General features: G+C 50.3%; 17 protein-coding genes and 1 tRNA gene. 10 read left to right on the forward strand and 8 right to left on the reverse strand.

Features of this window, described 5'->3' with window-relative positions; all coding sequences use genetic code 11:
• Nucleotides 1-22 precede the first annotated feature (22 nt).
• Nucleotides 23-547: a 5-(carboxyamino)imidazole ribonucleotide mutase gene (gene purE, locus WC959_08010; GenBank protein MFA5689078.1), complete on the reverse strand. Its 525-nt coding sequence runs from the start codon at nt 545-547 to the stop codon at nt 23-25.
• Between the two features lie 2 nt (nt 548-549).
• On the reverse strand, nt 550-1815 hold the full coding sequence (gene purD / locus WC959_08015; protein ID MFA5689079.1) for a phosphoribosylamine--glycine ligase: 1266 nt from the start codon (nt 1813-1815) through the stop codon (nt 550-552).
• Between the two features lie 488 nt (nt 1816-2303).
• On the opposite strand from purD, the gene WC959_08020 reads away from it, so the two are divergent.
• Both WC959_08020 and WC959_08025 read left to right on the forward strand, forming a co-directional pair.
• Nucleotides 2304-2378: transfer RNA gene (locus WC959_08020), tRNA-Thr, on the forward strand.
• Nucleotides 2379-2680: 302 nt separating this feature from the next.
• The gene (locus tag WC959_08025) at nt 2681-3016 is read left to right on the forward strand and encodes a toxin-antitoxin system HicB family antitoxin (GenBank protein MFA5689080.1); all 336 of its coding nucleotides are present in this window, start codon (nt 2681-2683) and stop codon (nt 3014-3016) included.
• A 15-nt stretch (nt 3017-3031) separates the two neighbouring features.
• Here WC959_08025 and WC959_08030 read toward each other — a convergent pair whose 3' ends face one another.
• Entirely contained in the window at nt 3032-3370 is a 339-nt protein-coding gene (locus tag WC959_08030; protein ID MFA5689081.1) for a hypothetical protein, read from the reverse strand.
• Nucleotides 3371-3605: 235 nt separating this feature from the next.
• On the opposite strand from WC959_08030, the gene WC959_08035 reads away from it, so the two are divergent.
• The 7 genes from WC959_08035 to aroQ all read left to right on the forward strand — a co-directional run bounded on the left by WC959_08035 (nt 3606) and on the right by aroQ (nt 11423).
• On the forward strand, nt 3606-4457 hold the full coding sequence (locus WC959_08035) for a patatin-like phospholipase family protein (GenBank protein ID MFA5689082.1): 852 nt from the start codon (nt 3606-3608) through the stop codon (nt 4455-4457).
• Nucleotides 4458-4531: 74 nt separating this feature from the next.
• The gene (gene trpB / locus WC959_08040; protein ID MFA5689083.1) at nt 4532-5743 is read left to right on the forward strand and encodes a tryptophan synthase subunit beta; all 1212 of its coding nucleotides are present in this window, start codon (nt 4532-4534) and stop codon (nt 5741-5743) included.
• Between the two features lie 525 nt (nt 5744-6268).
• Nucleotides 6269-6784: an alpha-L-rhamnosidase C-terminal domain-containing protein gene (locus tag WC959_08045; GenBank protein MFA5689084.1), complete on the forward strand. Its 516-nt coding sequence runs from the start codon at nt 6269-6271 to the stop codon at nt 6782-6784.
• Nucleotides 6785-6797: 13 nt separating this feature from the next.
• Entirely contained in the window at nt 6798-9452 is a 2655-nt protein-coding gene (locus tag WC959_08050; GenBank protein MFA5689085.1) for a beta-galactosidase, read from the forward strand.
• Between the two features lie 335 nt (nt 9453-9787).
• Complete coding sequence (locus WC959_08055) at nt 9788-10207, forward strand: Gfo/Idh/MocA family oxidoreductase (GenBank protein ID MFA5689086.1); 420 nt, start codon at nt 9788-9790, stop codon at nt 10205-10207.
• Nucleotides 10204-10407, forward strand: a complete 204-nt coding sequence (locus WC959_08060) for a hypothetical protein (protein MFA5689087.1) — start codon at nt 10204-10206, stop codon at nt 10405-10407. Before WC959_08055 ends, WC959_08060 begins: the two co-directional genes overlap by 4 nt.
• A 560-nt stretch (nt 10408-10967) precedes the next feature.
• The gene (gene aroQ, locus WC959_08065) at nt 10968-11423 is read left to right on the forward strand and encodes a type II 3-dehydroquinate dehydratase (protein ID MFA5689088.1); all 456 of its coding nucleotides are present in this window, start codon (nt 10968-10970) and stop codon (nt 11421-11423) included.
• 287 nt (nt 11424-11710) lie between these two features.
• On the opposite strand, the gene WC959_08070 is transcribed toward aroQ, so the two are convergent.
• The 3 genes from WC959_08070 to WC959_08080 form a co-directional block, all read right to left on the reverse strand.
• Nucleotides 11711-12010: a 4-fold beta flower protein gene (locus tag WC959_08070; protein ID MFA5689089.1), complete on the reverse strand. Its 300-nt coding sequence runs from the start codon at nt 12008-12010 to the stop codon at nt 11711-11713.
• 106 nt (nt 12011-12116) lie between these two features.
• Nucleotides 12117-13799 (reverse strand): DNA repair protein RecN, encoded by a 1683-nt coding sequence (recN, locus tag WC959_08075; protein ID MFA5689090.1) that lies wholly within the window; start codon nt 13797-13799, stop codon nt 12117-12119.
• Nucleotides 13800-14057: 258 nt separating this feature from the next.
• The gene (locus WC959_08080) at nt 14058-14249 is read right to left on the reverse strand and encodes a type II toxin-antitoxin system HicB family antitoxin (protein MFA5689091.1); all 192 of its coding nucleotides are present in this window, start codon (nt 14247-14249) and stop codon (nt 14058-14060) included.
• Nucleotides 14250-14401: 152 nt separating this feature from the next.
• Here WC959_08080 and WC959_08085 point away from each other — a divergent pair, with 152 nt between their 5' ends.
• Entirely contained in the window at nt 14402-16138 is a 1737-nt protein-coding gene (locus WC959_08085; GenBank protein MFA5689092.1) for a carbon starvation CstA family protein, read from the forward strand.
• Between the two features lie 22 nt (nt 16139-16160).
• Here the strand turns inward: WC959_08085 and WC959_08090 are convergent, their stop codons facing one another.
• Both WC959_08090 and WC959_08095 read right to left on the reverse strand, forming a co-directional pair.
• Nucleotides 16161-17096, reverse strand: a complete 936-nt coding sequence (locus WC959_08090) for an endonuclease/exonuclease/phosphatase family protein (protein MFA5689093.1) — start codon at nt 17094-17096, stop codon at nt 16161-16163.
• Nucleotides 17097-17099: 3 nt separating this feature from the next.
• Nucleotides 17100-19286 carry an ATP-dependent RecD-like DNA helicase gene (locus WC959_08095; GenBank protein ID MFA5689094.1) on the reverse strand — a complete coding sequence of 729 codons (2187 nt, stop codon included), beginning with the start codon at nt 19284-19286 and terminating at the stop codon, nt 17100-17102.
• Between the last annotated feature and the right edge of the window lie 621 nt (nt 19287-19907).

The following is a 19907-nucleotide window of genomic DNA, read 5'->3' on the forward strand; positions in this document are numbered from 1 at the left end:
AATCTGGGAAAAATTATTCATGTTATTCGCGGGCGATTCTTAAATTATTCAATTTCTTTTGCAGTTCGGCATCGGATGCGAGTACTTCATCACGTATATCTTTTTTAAACTGTGTCAGCTTACCGGCGAGTGATTCATTGGTAAGCGCCAGCATCTGCACTGCCAGAATGGCGGCATTCACCGCACCGGCTTTGCCGATAGCCATCGTTGCGACCGGAACGCCGCGCGGCATCTGCACCGTGGACAGCAGCGAATCCATGCCATCCAGTGACCATGCCGGCATCGGAATGCCGATCACCGGCAGCGTTGTGTGTCCGGCGAGAACACCGGCGAGATGCGCCGCACCGCCGGCGGCGCCGATAATCACCTTAAACCCGTTCGCTTTTGCATTCTTTGCAAACTCGCACGCTTCGTGCGGCGTACGGTGTGCCGACATCACCTTCACGTCTGCATCTACGCTGAATTTTTTCAACGTCTGAAAACAAAGCTCGACCACATCCCAGTCACTCGAACTCCCCATTACAATAGCAACCTGTTTGTCAGCCATGATTAACTCCTTTCCAATTCACGGTGAGCGATATCATTACGGTAAAACGCATTTTTCCATGAAATTTTTTTGACAGCGTCGTAGGTATTGTCGACCGCCTCGCGCAACGTTTTGCCGAGCGCGGTGATGCCAAGCACGCGTCCGCCGGCGGTGACAACCTTGTCGTCTTGCAACGCCGTTCCGGCATGAAAAACCACAGCGGTTTCGCCGGCGCTAGCGATGCCGGCAATTTCATCGCCTTTCGGATAGTCGCCGGGATAGCCGTCTGCCGCCATGACGACGCATACAGAATGCTCCGGCTTCCATTTTACCAAATCTTCGGAAAGTGTGCCGTCGATGCACGCCTCGAGTGCCGGAATAATATCGCCGTCCCAGCGCGCGAGTACGGCTTGCGTTTCCGGATCGCCGAAGCGGCAGTTAAATTCAATGACGCTCGGCTGGCCGTTATCAATCATCAGTCCGGCATACAGCACGCCTTTATAAGTGATGCCGCGCTTTTTCAGTTCGGCGAGCGTACGGCCGTACACTTCGGTGCGGACTTTTTCAAGCACCGCTGCGGTGGCAACCGGCGCCGGTGAATAGGCGCCCATGCCGCCGGTATTCGGTCCGCAATCACCGTCAAACGCACGTTTGTGATCCTGTGACGACGCAAGCATAACGACATGCTCGCCGTCGATCAGCGCGAGAATCGAGGCTTCTTCACCGGGCAGAAAATCTTCAATGACTATTTGATTCCCGGCATCGCCGAACGCTCCGCCGAGCGCATCACGAATGGCTGTTTCCGCCTGTTCAGCGGTTTCGGCGACAGTGACGCCTTTGCCGGCGGCAAGTCCGTCGGCCTTAATCACAACCGGAGCGCCGCGTTCACGGACATACGCATACGCTTCGTCGGCATTCGTAAACACCGCGCTCGCCGCCGTTGGAACGCCGGCGGTCTGCATGATTTCTTTCGCAAATTGTTTGCTGCCTTCCAATGCGGCGGCGGCTTTGCACGGACCGAATACACGGAACCCGCTTGCTTCCAGTGCATCCGTTATACCGGCACAGAGCGGGGCTTCGGGCCCGACGATGGTTAAATCCGGTTGATGCGCTTCCGCCCATGCGACAATACCGTCGATATCTGTAGCGGAAAGCGGCAGATTGGTGCCAAGTTCTGCTGTGCCGGCGTTGCCGGGTGCACAGAAAATTTCGGGCGCACGCGAATCATTTTTTAATTTCCAGCACAGCGCATGCTCACGGCCGCCGTTACCAATCACCAAAACCTTCATCCCCTAATCCTTTCAACAAGATCGTACATTTAGCCCGAAAATCCGCCGGCGGACAAGCCAATCGTATCTTATGCCGCCGGTTATTATGTATACGATTCATAGAGATTATTTCAATTTATCAGTACTCTATTTTTACTGGGGAAAGAAGTCCGGTAGCGTTTTCAATGGATAAATCGTTACGAAGAATCAGAGGATACCGGATTTATTTGTTGTCGTTGCGGCATTGCGCGCGTCCGACTCTGCGTAAATGGAGACCACGGTATCCTTCACATAGCCTTGAAGGTTGAAAGAGCTGAAGCATAGGCGTCCACATAACCCCCTGCCTTCAGGACAGGGATCATGAGTAGCTCATTTTTGAGTTGCGCGGAAAACGTAATCCCGGGATTGAGCGCATTGAAAGCGAATGAAAACAGCTTCACGAATTTTCTCTGTCCAGATTTAGCAGTTGACTTTCAATTCATTTATCACAGAATCCGCAGCTCATTTTTGCCGGCGTAGCTCAGTGGTAGAGCAGCTGATTTGTAATCAGCTGGTCGGGGGTTCGAATCCCTCCGCCGGCTCCAGTTTAAAGGCAATTTCGTTCAGTAATGACAGAGGTTTCGTGAAGCATTGCCCTTTTAACTCCAGTTTTAAAAACTACTGATATTCGGTGCTCAAAAGCGAGATTTATTGGTCGCGGCGGGAAAGGCTCTCACCGGAATTTTCAACATTCATCCGGTGCCGGATTTGCCGGCACACGGTGTGGAACGGATTTAGAAATACTGCGCGTAGAGGGTTTTGAGCCGGTTTTAGCGGCCCACCGTCTTAAGATGCGAAGCCGTATCAGGAAAAAGGCGTCCGTGAAATAATCAATGAGGTGAAGAGAATGAAATTAAGAGACCGGTATATAAAACTTGTTGAATGGTCGCCGGAAGATGGTTGCTATGCAGGAACCAGCCTCGGGCTTTTTTCCGGCGGCATTCATGGAAAAAATGAAGTCGAAGTATATCGCAAGCTCTGTGAAATGATTGATGAGTGGATTGAAATCTACCAGCAAGACCGCCAAAAACTGCCGCCGGCGACGGTTAAAAACTATTCCGGAAAATTTCTGCTGCGAACCGGCACAGGATTGCATAAGGCTATTGCTGTGCGGGCGATGGAGAGCGGGAAAAGTCTCAACGAGTTCTGCGTTGACGCACTCGAAGAAACTGTTCTGTCATAACCTGTACTACATCCATCACGGCGTCAGGCTTTCCTCTCCCGTATGAACCAACCGCCGAAATTCAAGGATGGTTTTTTCTAACTCCCCGCGAATTTCAATCGGTGTCTTGCCGGCGAGTATCGGCGGGAGTTCGTCTAGAAACGATTTATCCAAAAGCTGCAGCGCCGATGTAACACAAGCCGTCCATGTGGTTCTAACTTCCTCAACCAGGCAATACTCCCCGCGCTTCACCGCGTTTTTAAATTCGCGCTCTTCACAGCCTTGAACAGCTCGCGGGCATACCAATATGCGCCCAACGTTCGATAAGCTGCGCGCTGTGCGCTTCTGTGCGTCCCCAGACCACAGGAATGTCATACCGCGCCTCAAAGGCGTAGAGGCTGTGTAGAATCACTTGGTTGCTGGTTCGAGCCCAGCCGCCGGAGCCACTTTAAAATCAGATCAATATCACTCACGATTAACAAAGTTTCTGTTCATTCATATCCGGAGCGCAATGAGTGCCGAAAATGATTGTATGAAACTGTGCTTATACATTTTAGAGATTTTAAATCTCTATGATTCCAATCATCCGCTAATTCAATAGTCTACCGTGATGAGAAAATGGTTTAAACGGAAACCAAAAACGATCGGGCTGGCGCTGGGCGGCGGCGGAGCGCGAGGACTGGCGCATGTTCACGTGCTTGAAGTGCTGGACGAATTGAATATCCGTCCGTACCGGATTGCCGGGACAAGTATCGGTGCGGTGATCGGCGCATTTTATGCATCCGGCAAAACCGGTGCCGAAATTCGTGAAATCATACAACAATGGGCCGTGCCGCATCCGGGGAAACACAAATATTTAAAACGCTACGATCTGTATCACTGGGCGGCGAAACTTGATCCGGCGTTCAGTCGCGGTGGACTGTTTAGAGGCGATAAAATTATGTATTTTATATCAGATTCAATTTCCTGCGAAACCTTTGAGGAGTTGCAAATTCCGCTTTATTTAACGGCAACAGATTATGCTGACGGTTCTCAGGTGGTGATGAGTTCCGGCGATCTTTTTTCAGCACTGCGCGCCAGCATGGCGATTCCCTGTGTGTTTACGCCGGAGGAGCGCGGCGGCCGTATTCTCATAGATGGCGGTGTCGTGAACCCGCTGCCGTACGATCTGCTGCAGGACGAATGCGATATTGTCATTGCGGTTGATGCCGGTGGCGTACGCGATGTGGATGAAAATCATCGTCCCGGATTCTGGGATACCGCCATCAGCAGTTTTGAAATTATGCAGGACGCACTGGTGCAGACACGGTTGCACTGCAATCCGCCGGATATTTATTTGCATCTCGATGTACGCAATACCGGTCTGCTCGAATTTTATAAAGCGATGGAGATTTATCACGGCGCCGCCGGCGTTCGTGAACGGTTTCGTGTAAAGCTGAAGACCCTTTTATCTGCCGGTTAATTTTTAGTCTACTCCGCTTGCCCGGCGGCACAAATTGCCGTAAACTTTGCACGTTCTGAAAATAAGGATAAACCATGAAGAAGGATTACAGCAATTATCTGAACACGATGCCTGATGCCGACGGAAACTTTGGAGAATACGGCGGCGCATTTATTCCGCCGGCACTCGCAGCGCAGATGCAAGAAATTTACGCCGCCTATTTGAAAATCAGTCAGAATGCCCGTTTTATTGAAGAGCTCCGGTTCATTCGTAAACATTTTCAAGGGCGCCCGACACCGGTGTATTATGCCGAACGGCTCTCAGAGCTGTGCGGCGGTGCACAGATTTATTTGAAGCGCGAGGATTTGAATCATACCGGTGCGCACAAGCTTAACCATTGCATGGGCGAGGCGCTGCTGGCCAAATACATCGGCAAGAAAAAACTGATTGCCGAAACCGGCGCCGGACAGCATGGAGTTGCGCTTGCCACCGCGGCGGCCTATTTCGGACTTGAATGCGAAATTCACATGGGTGAAGTTGACATTGCCAAAGAGCACCCGAATGTTACGCGCATGAAACTGCTCGGTGCGACCGTGGTGCCGGTTTCGCATGGTCTCAAAACGCTCAAGGAAGCCGTGGACTCTGCTTTTAAAGCGTATCTCGCCGATCCGGTAAATTCGATTTACTGCATCGGTTCCGTTGTCGGTCCGCATCCGTTTCCGCTCATGGTGCGCGATTTTCAACTTGTCGTCGGTGCCGAGGCGCGCGAACAGTTTATCGAACTTACCGGCCATCTGCCGGATCTCATTGCCGCATGTGTCGGCGGCGGCAGTAATGCGATTGGAATTTTTTCCGGCTTCATCAACGATCCTGTGGAATTATGGGGAGTTGAACCGCTGGGCCGCGGTCCGGCATACGGCGATCACGCCGCCAGCGCCACGTATGGCAAACCCGGCATTATTCACGGATTTAAATGCTATCTGCTGCAGGACGGGCAGGGCGAACCGGCGCCGGTATATTCCATTGCGAGCGGACTCGATTATCCCGGTGTCGGACCTGAGCACTGCTATTTAAAAGACTCCGGGCGTGTGAATTATGCCACGATTGATGATAAAGAGTGCATACACGCATTCTTTACGCTCTGCCGCACCGAAGGCATCATTCCGGCACTCGAAAGCGCCCACGCCGTCGCCTTTGCTATGAAAAAAGCCAAAGAGATGAAACACGGCTCCATCCTCGTTAATCTCTCCGGCCGCGGTGACAAAGACCTCGATTTTATTGTCGAAAATTACGGCTACGGCGATTAACAGGCAGTTTTGCCGTCTGAATTAAAAATCACATTCCGGCGGAATTCCCCTGGAATTTTTTTACCGGAACATTGCAGGCTGCGTGTCCTCATGCGACGTTTTTTTATGTTAAGATACGCACAACAAATAACCGCAACAATGCTACATCATCCATGCCGATATTTTTTCCAGAGCGTTTTAAATTGAAGTATAGTTACAAGAGGTAACCCAACCTTGCCGTATCTGCAGCGGTAACACTCTTCAATGCGGTTTGGATTGCCTGGAGCAGTGCCTCTCCCGTACGCGCCTTCAGTGTTCGCAGGATCTATTCCACTTTACTCCACATCTTCTCGATGGGATTGAGATCAGGGCTGTATGGTGACAGGAAGTTCACCGCGGCACCGGTCTGACGAATCAGTTCCAATGCAATTCACAAAAATCTAACAAAAGTGTCTTCATGGATTTGCTGTAAAACAAAGATACATATCAGGCTATACTTTTATAACCCGCAACCAGAAAACCCCGGTCTTTTAAGACCGGGAATGAATGGTACCCAGACTTCGGACCGCCTTGGCAGGACGGAGCGATTATGCAGAAGACCACGAGCCATGGGCTTTAGCCCTTGGAGTGGTTCACTTTCTTGTCCGTGCGCTGGAAGATTCCGGCGAGTACAACCGCTTCCCTGAACTGCTCGGTCGCTGGCAGGAGATGGTCGACGGCGGATTCAGTACGTGGGCGGAAGACATCACCTATTGGCGCTCGCTCTGCCATGCATGGAGCGCATTCCCGCTGATTGAATTTCTGCGCGGCGTTCTCGGCGTGAAACCGGATGCGCCCGGTTTTGCGCGGATACTGATTCAGCCGAACACCGCCGGCCGCTCCTCTGCCCGGGGCTTCGTACCGACACCGCACGGTCCGGTTCATGTTTCGTGGACTGCCGGCGCTGACGGGTTCCGGCTGTCGGTTCAAACACCGGTGGAAATTCCGGTGAGAATCATTCTTCCGGACGGAACAGAACACTCACCGGAAAATAGAAATGCGGAATTGTCCTGTGAGTTGTAACCGTTAAATAATTATGAAAAAAAATATTATTCTGGTTTATATGCTCTCTTGCGGAATAACATTGTCCGATCAGAAAATCCCTTTAGCTTCTGCGTGGGAATCGCGGGGCCTGCCCGTGGCGGCAGTAAAGCAAAGCAGCGCTGAAATTAAAATAACACTGGACCAGCCGCGCCCGCCGGCGCAGTTGTTCCAGCGGATTCAAAGTTCATTTAAAGACGGCGATCTGATCCGGTTTTCGGCGGACGTGGAAACAGTTAACGCAAAAGATGACACCGGGAATACAGCTCCGCCGCCGTACGATTTAAATCTGAATCATAAGCACATCTGCCTGCTCATTGCACAATACGACGGACAGAACCGCGCCGTCACAATCAACGGATCGCTGCGGATTCTCGGTACGAATAAACATCGGCTGGAAGTTGAAGTTCCGATACAGCAGAACATAAAATTGCTGGAACTCCGGCTGCAGGCATCGTCCGTAACAGGCACAATCTATTTCCGGAATATGCGGCTGGAAAAAGTTACCCCGCCGGCGTTTCAGGAAATTCCAGCGGCCGCCGTCCGTATGAATGAAAACGGTGCGTGCTACTGGGAAATTGACGGCGCTGTTCAGCCGCCGGTCATGTATTTTGGCAACAATCAGTTTAACCGCGATCATCTGATTCTTGCAGAAATGGAAAAAGCGGCGAAGGCCGGCGTTACCGTATTCTCATTTAATCTGTATATGCCGGCGTTACTTGCTAATAATGAACAGCTCGGAATTATTGAGCGGTTCATGAAAGATTTTCCGGATGCGTATTTTATTCCGCGCGTCTGGCTCGGGCCGGGCAGCGCGTGGCAGCGGAGTTTTCCGGAAGAGCTGATGGTGTATTCCGGCGGACGTATCGGAACTTATGCCGCAGCTTCATCTGAACGCTGGGAGGAGTTTACAGAGTTTAATCTGAAAGAACTGATCAAACTCATCCGGCGCTCGCCGTACGCCAAACAGTTTGCCGGATTAAAGCTGACGTATTATCAAACCGGCGAATGGATCTACTGGGAACCGGATACATCTGCCGGTTACGGCGAAGTCATACGGCAGGGTTTCATCCGCTGGCTCAAGAACCGTTACGGCACATTGGATGCGCTGAATACAGCCTGGAACACAAAACTCAATCGCTTGAATGATATTACCATTCCAACAGAAGAAGAGCGTAACACCGGTGATGCTGGCGATTTCCGTGATCTGAAAAAACATCAGAACATCAGCGATTTTTCGTGGTTTTATAATACAGCGCCGGCGCGGAATATCTGCCGATTAGCCAAAATTGTAAAAGAAGAAACCGCCGGCAAAAGCCTCGCGGCAACATTTTACGGCTATCTTTTTGAAAGCGCCTGGAATGAAGTCTGGCCGCAGCAGACCGGCCACCTCGGCATGGAACTGCTCTATCAATCGCCGGATCTTGACATTATCGGTGCGCCCTATTCATACCATTCCATCGGACGCGGATTCGGGCTGCCCATTGATATGCACGGCCCCTTTAACGGCGCGCCGGCCGCTGGGAAAATGGTCATGATTGAAGAGGATACGTTCACTCATCTGGCAACCAATCCCCAGAAACTAGGCGGAGAAATCATCGCGCCCGGCTATCGGAGCCGTACAACGAATCTCACCGAAACACTCGCCGTACTTCGAAGAAATCTCGGCACAACCGCCGCACAGAATCAGTTATTAATCTGGCAGAATCTTTTTAGTGAAGGCCGTTTTAATCATCAGGATTTATGGGATATGTATAAGCCCCACCTTTCCTGGTTGAAAGATTCAGCGCAAACTGCGCCGGCGTTTAATCCGCAGGTTGCTGTGCTTGCAGACCCTGAAGCAGTGACATATCTGAAAACAAAAGCCTACGGCATCACCGAGCGCTGGCTCTATCAGATGCGCTTCTTTTTAAATCGCGTCGATGTCTCCACCGGATATTACAATCAGTCAGAACTCGCAACCCTGTCCGACTCCGTTCGCTGCATCATTCTCCTCACTCCCTGGAATCTTTCTGATGCGCAAAAAGAAATCCTGCGTACGCGTTTCATGAAAAATAACCGTACCATTATTTTCTGCGGCATTACTGATCTGAATGATCCGTCCGGATTCTGCGGTATACAATTGTCCATGAATAATAAAACTATGCTGCCGGCATCGAAAACCGACGACGGCGTTCTCTTCGGCGGCAGACAATACGGACTGCAAGGGAAACAGCCGGTGCAGCAGTATCTGACTGTCACCGATCGCAGCGCGCGCGTTTTCGCCCGGTATGCCTCCACCGGCGAACCGTCCTGCGCCGTGAAAAAAATGGGCAACTGGACCTCTGTTTATCTCGGCTCTTCCGGCCTGCCGCCGGCGTTATGGCGCAATCTGTTTAAAAATGCCGGCTGCCATCTGTATCTCGAAGACAGCGATTTTTCAACGGATTTTGACCGCCCTGACTTCGTCCAGGCCAACGATCATTTCATCATGATTCAATCCGCAATCGGCGGAACAAAACGCATCCGGTTTCCGGAAACCGCTCCTTTTATTTACCGGTTCGATGGAGAAAAACCGGAGCTTGCCGGAAAAAATTGTGATGCTTTGCGCATTACATTGAAGCCCGGTGTACCGGCATATTTCATTATCAGTAACAATCCGGATTTGTAACGATACCTGCAATTTCAGCCGTTCAAGGCTGCTGAAGATAATTCCGCACGTCAGCGGCGTATTCTGCGAGACCGTGCTGGGCGGTACGCAAGCATGGGAACGCGTTGTCGAATGGGCGGAAGGAAATTATCCCGATACCTGATATATATGCATCAGATTACCGGGGAAAGGGCGGAAGAATATCTTGCAGATTTAAACGGCAGCAATGTCAAGTTGTCGATGTATCATCGTTACCTCGTACTTTGGGCAGATCGTAAAAGCGAGTGCCTGGCTGGATGTGAAGAAGTTTCTACCGGAATAAATCCTTCTTTGTCGAAATCTGTCGCAGAATATATATTACAGAGCATCGCTGCCCGTTTTTGAATAAATGGGAGGAATGGAATAAGTTTTCAGAATATTCCGGCGGTACAATGGTTGAAAAATGCTGTCATTATTTTGACCTGTTTAATCTGATGGCAGAATCTGAACCGGTCAAAGTATATGCGTCGGGGGCACAGGATGTAAACACCGGCTTTGAATATGACGGGAAACAGTCTGATATCATAGATAATGCATTTGCAATTATTGATTATGCAAATGGAATTCGTGCCTGTCTGAATCTCTGCATGTTTATGTTCTGCGGCGGATTAAAAGAGCAGGTGATTGTAAATGGAGACAAAGCCAGCCTGTATACAACCGATCATCCGGAAAATAAACTCGAAATCAAAACGACGGGTCGCGCGCCGGCACGTTATACGTTGAAGCTCCGGATGTGATCACGAAAACCGGTGCACATAGCGGGTCAACATATTACGAATACGTTGAGTTTTACAAAGCGGTTTGTTCTAATATTCAACCGCCGGTAACGGCGTATGATGGATTTCTTACCGTTGCGGTTGGCGCGGCAGTCGAAGAATCTGTCCGTACCGGCATACCGGTATACATGGAAGACATTCTTGCCAGAGTGCGGCAATAAGCATGCCTGTCTATGGTGTTTGTATAAAAAACAGAGATCAACATTTATGCAAAACGGGTTTCTGATCCGGTCGACCGCTCGCTCAAAAAATACCGGTGGTTGATGATGTTGAGTAACTCGACCGGAATATTGCCGGCGGGCGGATTTATAATTGCGCTATGTAAAGCATCGCCGCTATTAACGTTGCCAAAAGGCACATCCGCAGTGTAAAACCGATAGCACCATGTATTTGTTTGAGAGCACCTATAGTGCTTAATGTACTACGTTGACGCCGCCTGTTGTTCCGTTAGAAATGTCGTTGCCGCGCTGTTTGTATTGTAAATTATAATGACTTGATTCGCTGTAGCAATAGTGTCGTATTCGCCATCTGCAACCAAATGGTGTATCTAGCATCCGTTTTGTTAATGGCGGCTTGAATTGACTTAAACGCATTTCCCCGGTGTTCATCTCTGCTTGATCGTATATTTATCATGAGGAAAATTCTTCAAATTGATGATGCAACCGGATGCGATGGAAAAAATTATTCGCACTATAATTTTTTCGTATGATATAACCCGTGTATGAAAACGTTTAAAATACTTGTACTGGATGGTCCAAATCTCAATCTGCTCGGCACGCGCGAACCGGAAATTTACGGTGCAGAAACACTTCAATCTATTCATGATGAGATGGTTGCATTTGCAGAAAAAAGCGGCGGTATCACTCTCGAATTCCGGCAGAGTAACGCAGAGAGCGATTTGATCACTTGGATTGGCGATGCGCGTGGAAAATTTGACGGCATAGTCATCAATCCAGCGGCTTTTACTCACACCAGTCTGGGGATTGCCGATGCTCTCAAAGCCGTTGCCGATGCTGTTCCGGCGATAGAAGTGCATCTGAGTAACACCCACGCGCGCGAAGAAATCCGGCACAAAAGTCTTACTGCGTCCGCCTGCATCGGGCAGATCATGGGTTTTAAAGGCTACAGCTATATTCTCGCGCTTCAGGCGCTGTGCAAGATTTTGACTGCCTCATAGTTCCGCGATTTGAATACAAAAACGCGAATGAAATGGGTAGAGAGGCTGGCAGTCCCTTTCCATTCGTAATTCATCTGAAAATAATTTTTAACGCCAGAATACAGCGGAAAAGACAATATCGACCAAATTTCCATTGTTTACTCAGTTTTTCAATCAATACAGCCCTGGAGAAAAAATAATTTAAGAGAAATATCAGACCATTCATTACTGAAAAACGGACGAAAAGGCGCGAATTCTTTAAAGCTTTTAAATGGTTTGAATTGCTTGAAGCTTTTAAATGGTTCAAATTAAGTGTATGCGATGGCATCTTTTGTTGCTCCAACCGCTTTCCCTTGATGATCGCGGATGATTCCTTTTACAAACCAACCAAGATGTTTCCCGTTAAATCCATAAACATGGAATCCTCCGGCAGAATCTTTACAGAGGTATGCAACAGGTTTTCCTGACCAAAAATAGATTGTCAATTCTTCTGCGATATATGCTGTTGCGGTTCCTTTCGAGTCAAACAAAGATATCTCATCACTATCAAACGCAAGGCAAATAAAAGGAATAGATACGGTCAAGATGATCGAGTATAAGTATTTCATAACTGATAGCCTTTATTTCGTTTCTACTAAATCTAAAAGTGCATCAAATCTGCAAGAAGGGACTTCAGACGCTTCAACTAATTCTGCTGTCGGTGAAGGAATTATTTCATTCATGAATTTTATCTTGGTTTTTATTTTCCAACAGTTCTGCCGCATGACGAAGTGTAACGTTGGTTGAATCTTTGCCGCCGAGCATACGGGCCACCTCTTCAGTGCGGGCATCACCGGTAAGCCGGGATATTTTTGTAAAGGTGCGTCCGGCGCAAACCTGTTTTGAAACGGCAAAGTGGACTTTGCCGCAAACCGCAACCTGCGGCAAATGAGTGATGGCGATGAGTTGATGCGTTGTCCCGACTTGCGCCAGTTTATCTCCAACGGCATTGGCAATTTCTCCGCCGACGTTGGCATCGATTTCATCAAAAACGAGCAGCGGAATCCTGTCGTGTTTTGCCAGCACCGCTTTCACCGCGAGCATGACGCGTGAAATTTCGCCGCTGGATGCAATCGCGCGCAGCGGGCGCATCGCTTCGCCGGCGTTCGGTGCGAAGCCGAATTCAATTGTATCCATGCCGGATGCCGCCGGTTCGGCATCAGCAAGCTGAACTTCAAACTGTCCGTGTTCAAAGCCGAGATCGCGCAGCTCGCCGGTGATTGCAGCGGCAAGTTGAGCGGCGACAGCAGTGCGTTTTTTACGCAGGGCCATTCCGGCGCATTTGGTTTCGTTGAGTGCGCCGGCGCACTCGTTTTCAATCGCCGCGCGCTGTTCGTCCCGGCTGGTCCAATCCGTCAGCTTTTCTTTCCAGCCGGCGAGCTGTTCGAGAATTCCGGCAACATCCGGTGCATATTTGCGTTTTAAACTGCGATAGAGAGCGAGGCGTTCATTCAAAAATTGCAGGCGCTCCGGTCCGGCTTCAATATCTTCCACTGCACTTTGAATGACGCCGGAAATTTCCTGCACGGTGCGCACGGCGCTTTCGAGTTCTTCCGCCCACGTTGCGGCGTCGGGCAGATATTTGGCGAGCTGTACGCAGGCTTTGCGCGCGGCGGAGAGTCCCTCAAATGCGGAATATTCCGCTTCGGTTAAGCCGGCAACGGCGGTCTGCGCGAGTTCCAGAATATTCTGCGCATTGGCGCTTTGTTCGTGTTCCTGCGCAACGCTCTGTTCGTCGTCTTCAGAAATTTTTGCATCTTCGACCTCTTTGATTTTCCAGGCGAGCAGATCGATCTGTTCCTGAATTCCGGCGTTATCGGCGGTAGACAGTCCCGCGAGCCGCCGGTTGAGCAATTGAAACGCTGCATATTTTTCGCGATAGGCGGCACACTCGTTTTCGAGTTTGCCGAAGGCGTCGAGGATATCCATTTGGGCGTCGGTGCGCAGCAGCGACTGATGATCGTACGGACCGTGCATGTCCACGAGAGAGTCGCCGAGAGCCTTGAGAACCGGCAGCGTTACCGGCGAGTCGTTGACGAGATTTTTTGATCCGTTATCGGTGATTGTGCGCCGGATAATCAAGATGCCGGCATCGCATGGCGGCAGTCCGTACCCGGCAAGCGTAAAGTTCACATCCGCCGGATCGGCGAGTTCAAACACCGCTTCAATACTGCACGCGGTTTCACCGGTGCGGATCATACTTTTGTCGGCGCGTTCACCGATCAGCAGGCGCAGTGCACCGATCAGCAGTGATTTTCCGGCGCCGGTTTCGCCGGTAATGACATTCAGTCCGTTTTCAAAATCGACTGCAACGCTGTCAACCAGCGCAAGATTACGGATGTTCAAACGGCTAAGCATGTTGCCGGATATTTCCAGTTTCCGGCGCGGCTCGCAAGTGGGAAGCGGTGCAAATGAAAATTAAAACAAATACAGATTGCAGTTACCGGGAGGTTAATTCGCGGATAATGTGCCGCGCGAGATGTTCGTTGATTTCACGGTGGCGTGGCACTGGTTGACAGATTCCGGTTTTAGAATTGCAATACCAGTCATGCTTCCCGCCGTGCCGCAATAAATTGCATCCGGCTTTCTCTAGCTTTTTGATGAGTTCGCGTCGTTTCATGCAATCTGAAGTTTGCCGACGCGACGCGGCGATGGGATGGATCCGGAATCCAAATCGTGATAAATGTCACGCAGATTTTCTTTCAACTCATTAAGAGTTTTTCCTTGAGTCATATAAGACGGAAATTCTTCAAGATATCCAAGCCATACGGCATTTTCCTGCCAATAAATATAGTTCTGACTTTTCATGCGGAAAAGATATCTCTTTATTCATGGCAATACAACGCTGATTTTTTGGTCGCACCGTGCTAATCAATCTAAAATCTGTAATATCTCTTCCGCTCTTGCCTCATCGCCGGAAATGCCGTTATTGTCAGCACCGGTTTGTCGGAGGGATGTTTATGCTGTTCGCTGTATTTTTTTCAGGCTGCATTCTGTTTGCGCTGGCGTACCGTTTTTACGGCCGGTTTCTATCGAAAGAAATGGATCTGGATGACGGCCGTCCGACGCCGGCGAATACAATGCGCGATGGTGTCGATTATGTTGCATCGCCTGACCCAGTGCTGTTCGGTCATCATTTCAGTACCATCGCCGGCGCCGGACCGATTCTCGGTCCGATTATTGCGGCGCTCGCTTTCGGCTGGGTTCCGGCGGTACTGTGGATCGTCATCGGCACCATTCTGATCGGCGGCGTACATGATTTTTCAGTGATGGTTGCGAGCATCCGTAATTGCGGGCGGTCGATCGGTCGCATCGGTCGCGATTTTCTCAGTCCGACAGCCTATTATCTTCTTTTGCTCTTTATTCTGCTGACGCTTATTTATGTGATCATCGTTTTTATGGATATCACGGCGGACACCTTCATTCCGTCTGCCGGTGCGGTTGCCGCCGGCGGCGAGCAGCTTGTGCACGAAATGCAGCAGGGCGGGGCGGTGGCTTCGGCATCCGTTATTTATGTTGCACTGGCGGTATTGTTCGGGCTGTGTATTTATAAACTGAAGCTTTCTGTAAAACTTGGATCCTTGATTTTTGTTCCGCTCGTATTTGCCGGATTATGGTTCGGCAGTATATTCCCCCTGACGGCGGATTTGATTCCGGCAGTCGCCGGATCGGTAAAAAATTTCTGGTCTATCATGCTCTGCATTTACTGTCTGTTCGCCGCAATGCTGCCGGTCTGGGTTCTGCTTCAGCCGCGCGACTATCTCGCATCGTTTCTACTGTACGCCTGCTTAACCGGCGGTGTTGCCGGACTGGTCGCCGCCGGAATTTCCGGCAATGCCGCTTTAAATTATCCGGCGTTTATCACGCTTTACGATGCCAACCTCGGCTGGATTTTTCCGGCGCTTTTCATTACCATCGCCTGCGGCGCGGTCAGCGGATTCCATTCCATTGTCGCATCCGGTACCTCGGCCAAACAGCTTAGCAAAGAACGCAGTGCTCTGCGCATCGGCTACGGTTCTATGCTCGTCGAAAGCGTCCTCGCGCTGCTCGCTGTTGCTACCGTCATGATCATCGCCGGCAGCGCACCGGCAGGTGAAACACCGGTGGTCACATTCGGTAAAGGGCTCGGGATATTCGGCGAAACGCTTGGAGTTCCGGCAGCATTCACACGCACGTTTGCTATGCTCGCTGTCAGCACATTTTTGTTAACCACACTTGATTCCTGCACGCGTCTCGCTCGCTTCCTGTTTGAAGAAATGACCGGTATCGGCAACAGCGTATTTAAACGCTTTATCTCCACCGTTACCGTACTGATTCTGCCGGTCATCATGATTTTTCAGAAATTCCCCGGTCCGGATGGAACTTCGATTCCGGCGTGGCAGGCGATCTGGCCGGTATTCGGCGCATGCAATCAACTGCTTGCTGCACTTGCGCTGCTCATCGTCTATCTCTGGCTGCGCCATTCCGGCAAACGCGCTGTCTATATTCTGCTGCCCATGATCTTTATGTTCATCACCACACTCACCGCACTCCTCCAAATGGCATGGAAAAATCTGATGGTGAAAGATGCCGGCGGTTTTGATGTTCGCTGGATCAGCGGCGGCGTCAGTCTGCTGCTCGCCGTTATCGCGATGATCGTACTCATTGACAGCGCACGCATGTATAAAAAACCGGCGCAGAATTCGCTCTCTTCATAGAGCAGGGGAGCGGCATTGTATTTTACAACGAAAAATCAACGATAAGCGGAAAATGATCGGAACCGGCCGGCAGACCGATTTGCCGCGTTTGAATTTTTATTTCCGGCGAATGCAACGCATGATCGAGCGGGATTTTGATAAATGGCACCGGCGCCGGCCAGGTCGGTTGAAATCCGAAACCCCGCATACTGTTTTTCAGTCCGCCGGTTTTCAGCAGATTTGAAAAGTGCGGTGACCACGGCGTGATATTTAAATCGCCGATCAGTAATACCGGCGTCTTCTGTGCCGCCGCCAGATGCGCGAGTTGAACCAACAGCCAATCGCGCAACACCGATAATTTTGCTCCCAGCGGCGGCGGCAGGTGCGTTCCGATTACAGCAACTTCACCGCGCGGCAAATGTATGTTTGCAACAACTGTTGGAATCCCGGCGTTGCCGGAATAAATAATTTTTTCATGTGAAAGCGGATATTTGCTGAGCAGTAAAATTCCCAGAAATCCGCTCTGCGGCTCGCCGATCCGGTAACTAAACTGTGCATTCAGCCGGGCATTTTTTTCATTTTGATCCGGCGTGACTTCCAGCAAAAGGAGGATATCCGGAGCGGCAGCCGTCACAGTTTCTAAAACAGCTTCTGCACTGCCGTTTGAGGCGTTTAGATTTATGAGCATGGCACGCGCAACCGGCGTGTTCACCGGCGCCGGTTTCCCGAAATAATATGGCAGCACAAATGCGTAGTTTAAACATGCAACAGCAATCGCGATGACTGCTGCGCGATATTTCCGCTGCCACAGCGTGATGAGAATGACTGCCAAACAGAGTTGAAAATACTGTACACGGAAATGAGAGAACAGATCAAGCAGCCAGGACCGTGCGCCGAAAAATCCGAACACTGTGGCCAGGGTAATGCTGATTAACATCAGCACGCAGATTTTATAAATCCATTCTGACAGCTTTTTCATAACTTATTTTTGACTTTGCAGCCGTTCTTTCAAAGTCGTTACGCGCTCGCGGGAATCGGCGCGGCTGACAGCGAGTCCCAGTGCCTGTTTGGTTCCAACCAGCACTGCAAATTTTTTTGCACGCGTTACAGCAGTATACAGCAGGCTGCGCTGCAGCATAATAAAATGCTGCGTATGCACCGGAATAATCACACACGGATATTCGCTGCCCTGCGATTTATGAATTGTAATTGCATATGCATGCACGAGCTCGTCGAGCTCACGGAACTCATATTTCACACGCCGCCCATCGACATCCACCACAATTTCACGCTGTTCGGGATCGATGGCTGCGATACGTCCGAGATCGCCGTTAAACACATCTTTGTCGTAATTATTTTCCGTCTGCATCACACGGTCGCCGGTGCGGAAAATGATGCCGAAACGCTCTACCTCATCGCCGCAGGGATTCAGCAATGCCTGCATCAGCTGATTTAAATTGCGTGCACCGAGTTCGCCTTTCTGCATCGGCGTAAGAATTTGAATGTCGTTCAGTGGATTAAATCCAAACCGTTTCGGAATCACCTCTTTAATCATGTGACTGATTACACCGAGCGCTTTTTTCGGAGCCTCGACGCCAATAAAATAAAGATCGGATGACTTATCTCCCTCCTCAGGAAATTCCGGCAGTCTGCCTTTATTAATATGATGCGCACCGGTGACAATCCGGCTTTCGGAAGCCTGCCGGAAAATTTCCGTCAGCTCAACCACCGGCACGGTGCGCGACGCAATCATATCACGCAGCACCCGGCCGGGGCCGACGGACGGAAGCTGATCTGCATCGCCGACAAAAATCACCGCGGCACGTTGCGGAATTGCCTGCAGCAGTTGATGCGCCAGTATTTGATCAATCATACTCGATTCATCGATGACAAACACATCACCTTCCAGCGGATTTTCTTCGTTAAACCGAAAACTACCGGTGCCGGGATTAAACTGCAGCAGCCGGTGAATGGTTTTAGCTTCAAGTCCGGTGGTTTCGCTCAGCCGTTTTGCGGCGCGTCCGGTCGGTGCGCATAGTGCAATGTGCAGTTTCTTCGCACGCAGAATTTGAATGATTGAATTGACGAGCGTGGTTTTGCCGACGCCGGGCCCGCCGGTAATCACCATGACTTTTGCCTGCAGAGCAAGTTTCAGAGCGGTGATTTGATTTTCCGACAGATCAATTTTATTTTTCTGCTGCACCCACGCAAGTGCCTTTTCGAAATCTATCGGCGGGAATGGATGCCTGCCGTAATTCAGTTCAATCAGTTTTTTTGAAAAATTCCATTCGGCAAAATAGAGTTTCGGCAGATAAATCAGTGTGCGTCCTTCGCGGTCTTCACTTTCGATTAACCGTTTTTCTTCAATCAGTTTTTGCATTGATTCACCGACGCGCTCCGGCGGAATGTCCAGAATCCCCACTGTCTCCGCCTGCAGGTCGCCGCGCGGGTATGCACAGTGTCCGCGTGTGGTGAGTTCCCGCAGCACATATTCAATTCCGGCGCGCGCGCGCAAATCAGAATCTTTGGCGATGCCAAGTTTTTGCGCGATGCCGTCGGCAATCAGAAACCCGATACCGCGAATGTCGCGTGCCAGGCAGTAGGGGTCGCGCTGGATGATTTCAATCGCGCGCTCACCGTAGGTTTTTTGAATCCGGAATGCGCGCGCAGTGCTGACTCCGTGGCTGAACAGAAAGCTCATGATTTCACGAATGCCTTTCTGTTCCGCCCACGCCGCACGAATAGCGGCACGCCGTCCCGGCCCGATGCCTTCTACTTTCAGCAGCTTCGCCGACGAATGTTCAATGACATGAAACACATCCCGGCCGAATGCGTTTACCAGTCGGTCGGCATATTCTTTGCCGATACCGCGAATCATGCCCGACGCAAGAAACTTTTTAATGCCTTCCACCGTATCCGGCTGTGACGTACGCATCGTTTCTGCTTTAAACTGCCGGCCGTATTGTTTATCAGTAATCCATTCCCCGTCTGCCGCCAGCCATTCGCCGGGATTCGCCGCTGAAATTGTACCGACCACTGTGACGAGATCTTTGTGTCCGCGGACTTTTACGCGCAAAACAGAATAACCGTTTTCTTCATTAGTGAAAACGACGCGCTCAATCTGTCCGTCGAGCCGTTTTTCATCATTCTGCCGTTGCTTCCCTGCCATAATTAATTAAACGCAGATTTTTCCGCGGAAAGACATAAAAATAAAATGCCGTATTACAAGGGCAAGGACAAGAAAACCGGAATGCAGTGAAAAATCCCCTTAGATTTCGCAGATGAACACAGATGTTTAACAAACTTCGCGATCTTAGCCGGTTACCTGTAGAACTTTTTAAACAAAACGATCGCGAAGTACGCTGGAGCATTTTAAATTAATGTATAGCCGCAAAAACGCGCAAAAATCGCAAAATAATTATGGGCCGAATGATTGATAAACCACGCATGAACACGAATGCAGTGCTTCATTGCCTCTTTGTAAAAAATCCGTGTATCCGGTGTATTTGCCGTTTTCACTGCCCGCCTTTGGCGAGCCTTTGCCGCTTTCGCTGCTTTTTTTCAGAAAGCCACTCTTCGAATCCAGCCTGTTCGCGCATGCATCGTTGTGGGGCAGACATTCTTGTCTGCCCTGCGCAGGCAGGAATGCCTGCGCCACATTTGCCGCTCCGCCGTGGACAGGCAAGCAACTGTGTTTTTTGTGGCTATAATTTTTCTCAATACGCTCTAAGAATTTGACCGCGGATTAAACTGAAACAGTCTGCGGTCGCCGAGGCCGGCGACCCTCCAT

The organism is Kiritimatiellales bacterium (genome assembly GCA_041656295.1).
Lineage (GTDB): Bacteria > Verrucomicrobiota > Kiritimatiellia > Kiritimatiellales > Tichowtungiaceae > Tichowtungia.

Excerpts from the sequence above, each read along its gene's own strand:
- WC959_08090 (MFA5689093.1), bottom strand. The coding sequence starts at position 17,096 with ATGAAAAAGCTGTCAGAATGGATTTATAAAATCTGCGTGCTGATGTTA.
- WC959_08045 (MFA5689084.1), top strand. The coding sequence starts at position 6,269 with ATGGTACCCAGACTTCGGACCGCCTTGGCAGGACGGAGCGATTATGCA.
- purD (MFA5689079.1), bottom strand. The coding sequence starts at position 1,815 with ATGAAGGTTTTGGTGATTGGTAACGGCGGCCGTGAGCATGCGCTGTGC.
- recN (MFA5689090.1), bottom strand. The coding sequence starts at position 13,799 with ATGCTTAGCCGTTTGAACATCCGTAATCTTGCGCTGGTTGACAGCGTT.
- purE (MFA5689078.1), bottom strand. The coding sequence starts at position 547 with ATGGCTGACAAACAGGTTGCTATTGTAATGGGGAGTTCGAGTGACTGG.
- WC959_08085 (MFA5689092.1), top strand. The coding sequence starts at position 14,402 with ATGCTGTTCGCTGTATTTTTTTCAGGCTGCATTCTGTTTGCGCTGGCG.
- WC959_08070 (MFA5689089.1), bottom strand. The coding sequence starts at position 12,010 with ATGAAATACTTATACTCGATCATCTTGACCGTATCTATTCCTTTTATT.
- WC959_08035 (MFA5689082.1), top strand. The coding sequence starts at position 3,606 with ATGAGAAAATGGTTTAAACGGAAACCAAAAACGATCGGGCTGGCGCTG.
- trpB (MFA5689083.1), top strand. The coding sequence starts at position 4,532 with ATGAAGAAGGATTACAGCAATTATCTGAACACGATGCCTGATGCCGAC.
- WC959_08095 (MFA5689094.1), bottom strand. The coding sequence starts at position 19,286 with ATGGCAGGGAAGCAACGGCAGAATGATGAAAAACGGCTCGACGGACAG.
- WC959_08030 (MFA5689081.1), bottom strand. The coding sequence starts at position 3,370 with ATGACATTCCTGTGGTCTGGGGACGCACAGAAGCGCACAGCGCGCAGC.
- WC959_08025 (MFA5689080.1), top strand. The coding sequence starts at position 2,681 with ATGAAATTAAGAGACCGGTATATAAAACTTGTTGAATGGTCGCCGGAA.
- WC959_08050 (MFA5689085.1), top strand. The coding sequence starts at position 6,798 with ATGAAAAAAAATATTATTCTGGTTTATATGCTCTCTTGCGGAATAACA.
- WC959_08080 (MFA5689091.1), bottom strand. The coding sequence starts at position 14,249 with ATGAAAAGTCAGAACTATATTTATTGGCAGGAAAATGCCGTATGGCTT.
- aroQ (MFA5689088.1), top strand. The coding sequence starts at position 10,968 with ATGAAAACGTTTAAAATACTTGTACTGGATGGTCCAAATCTCAATCTG.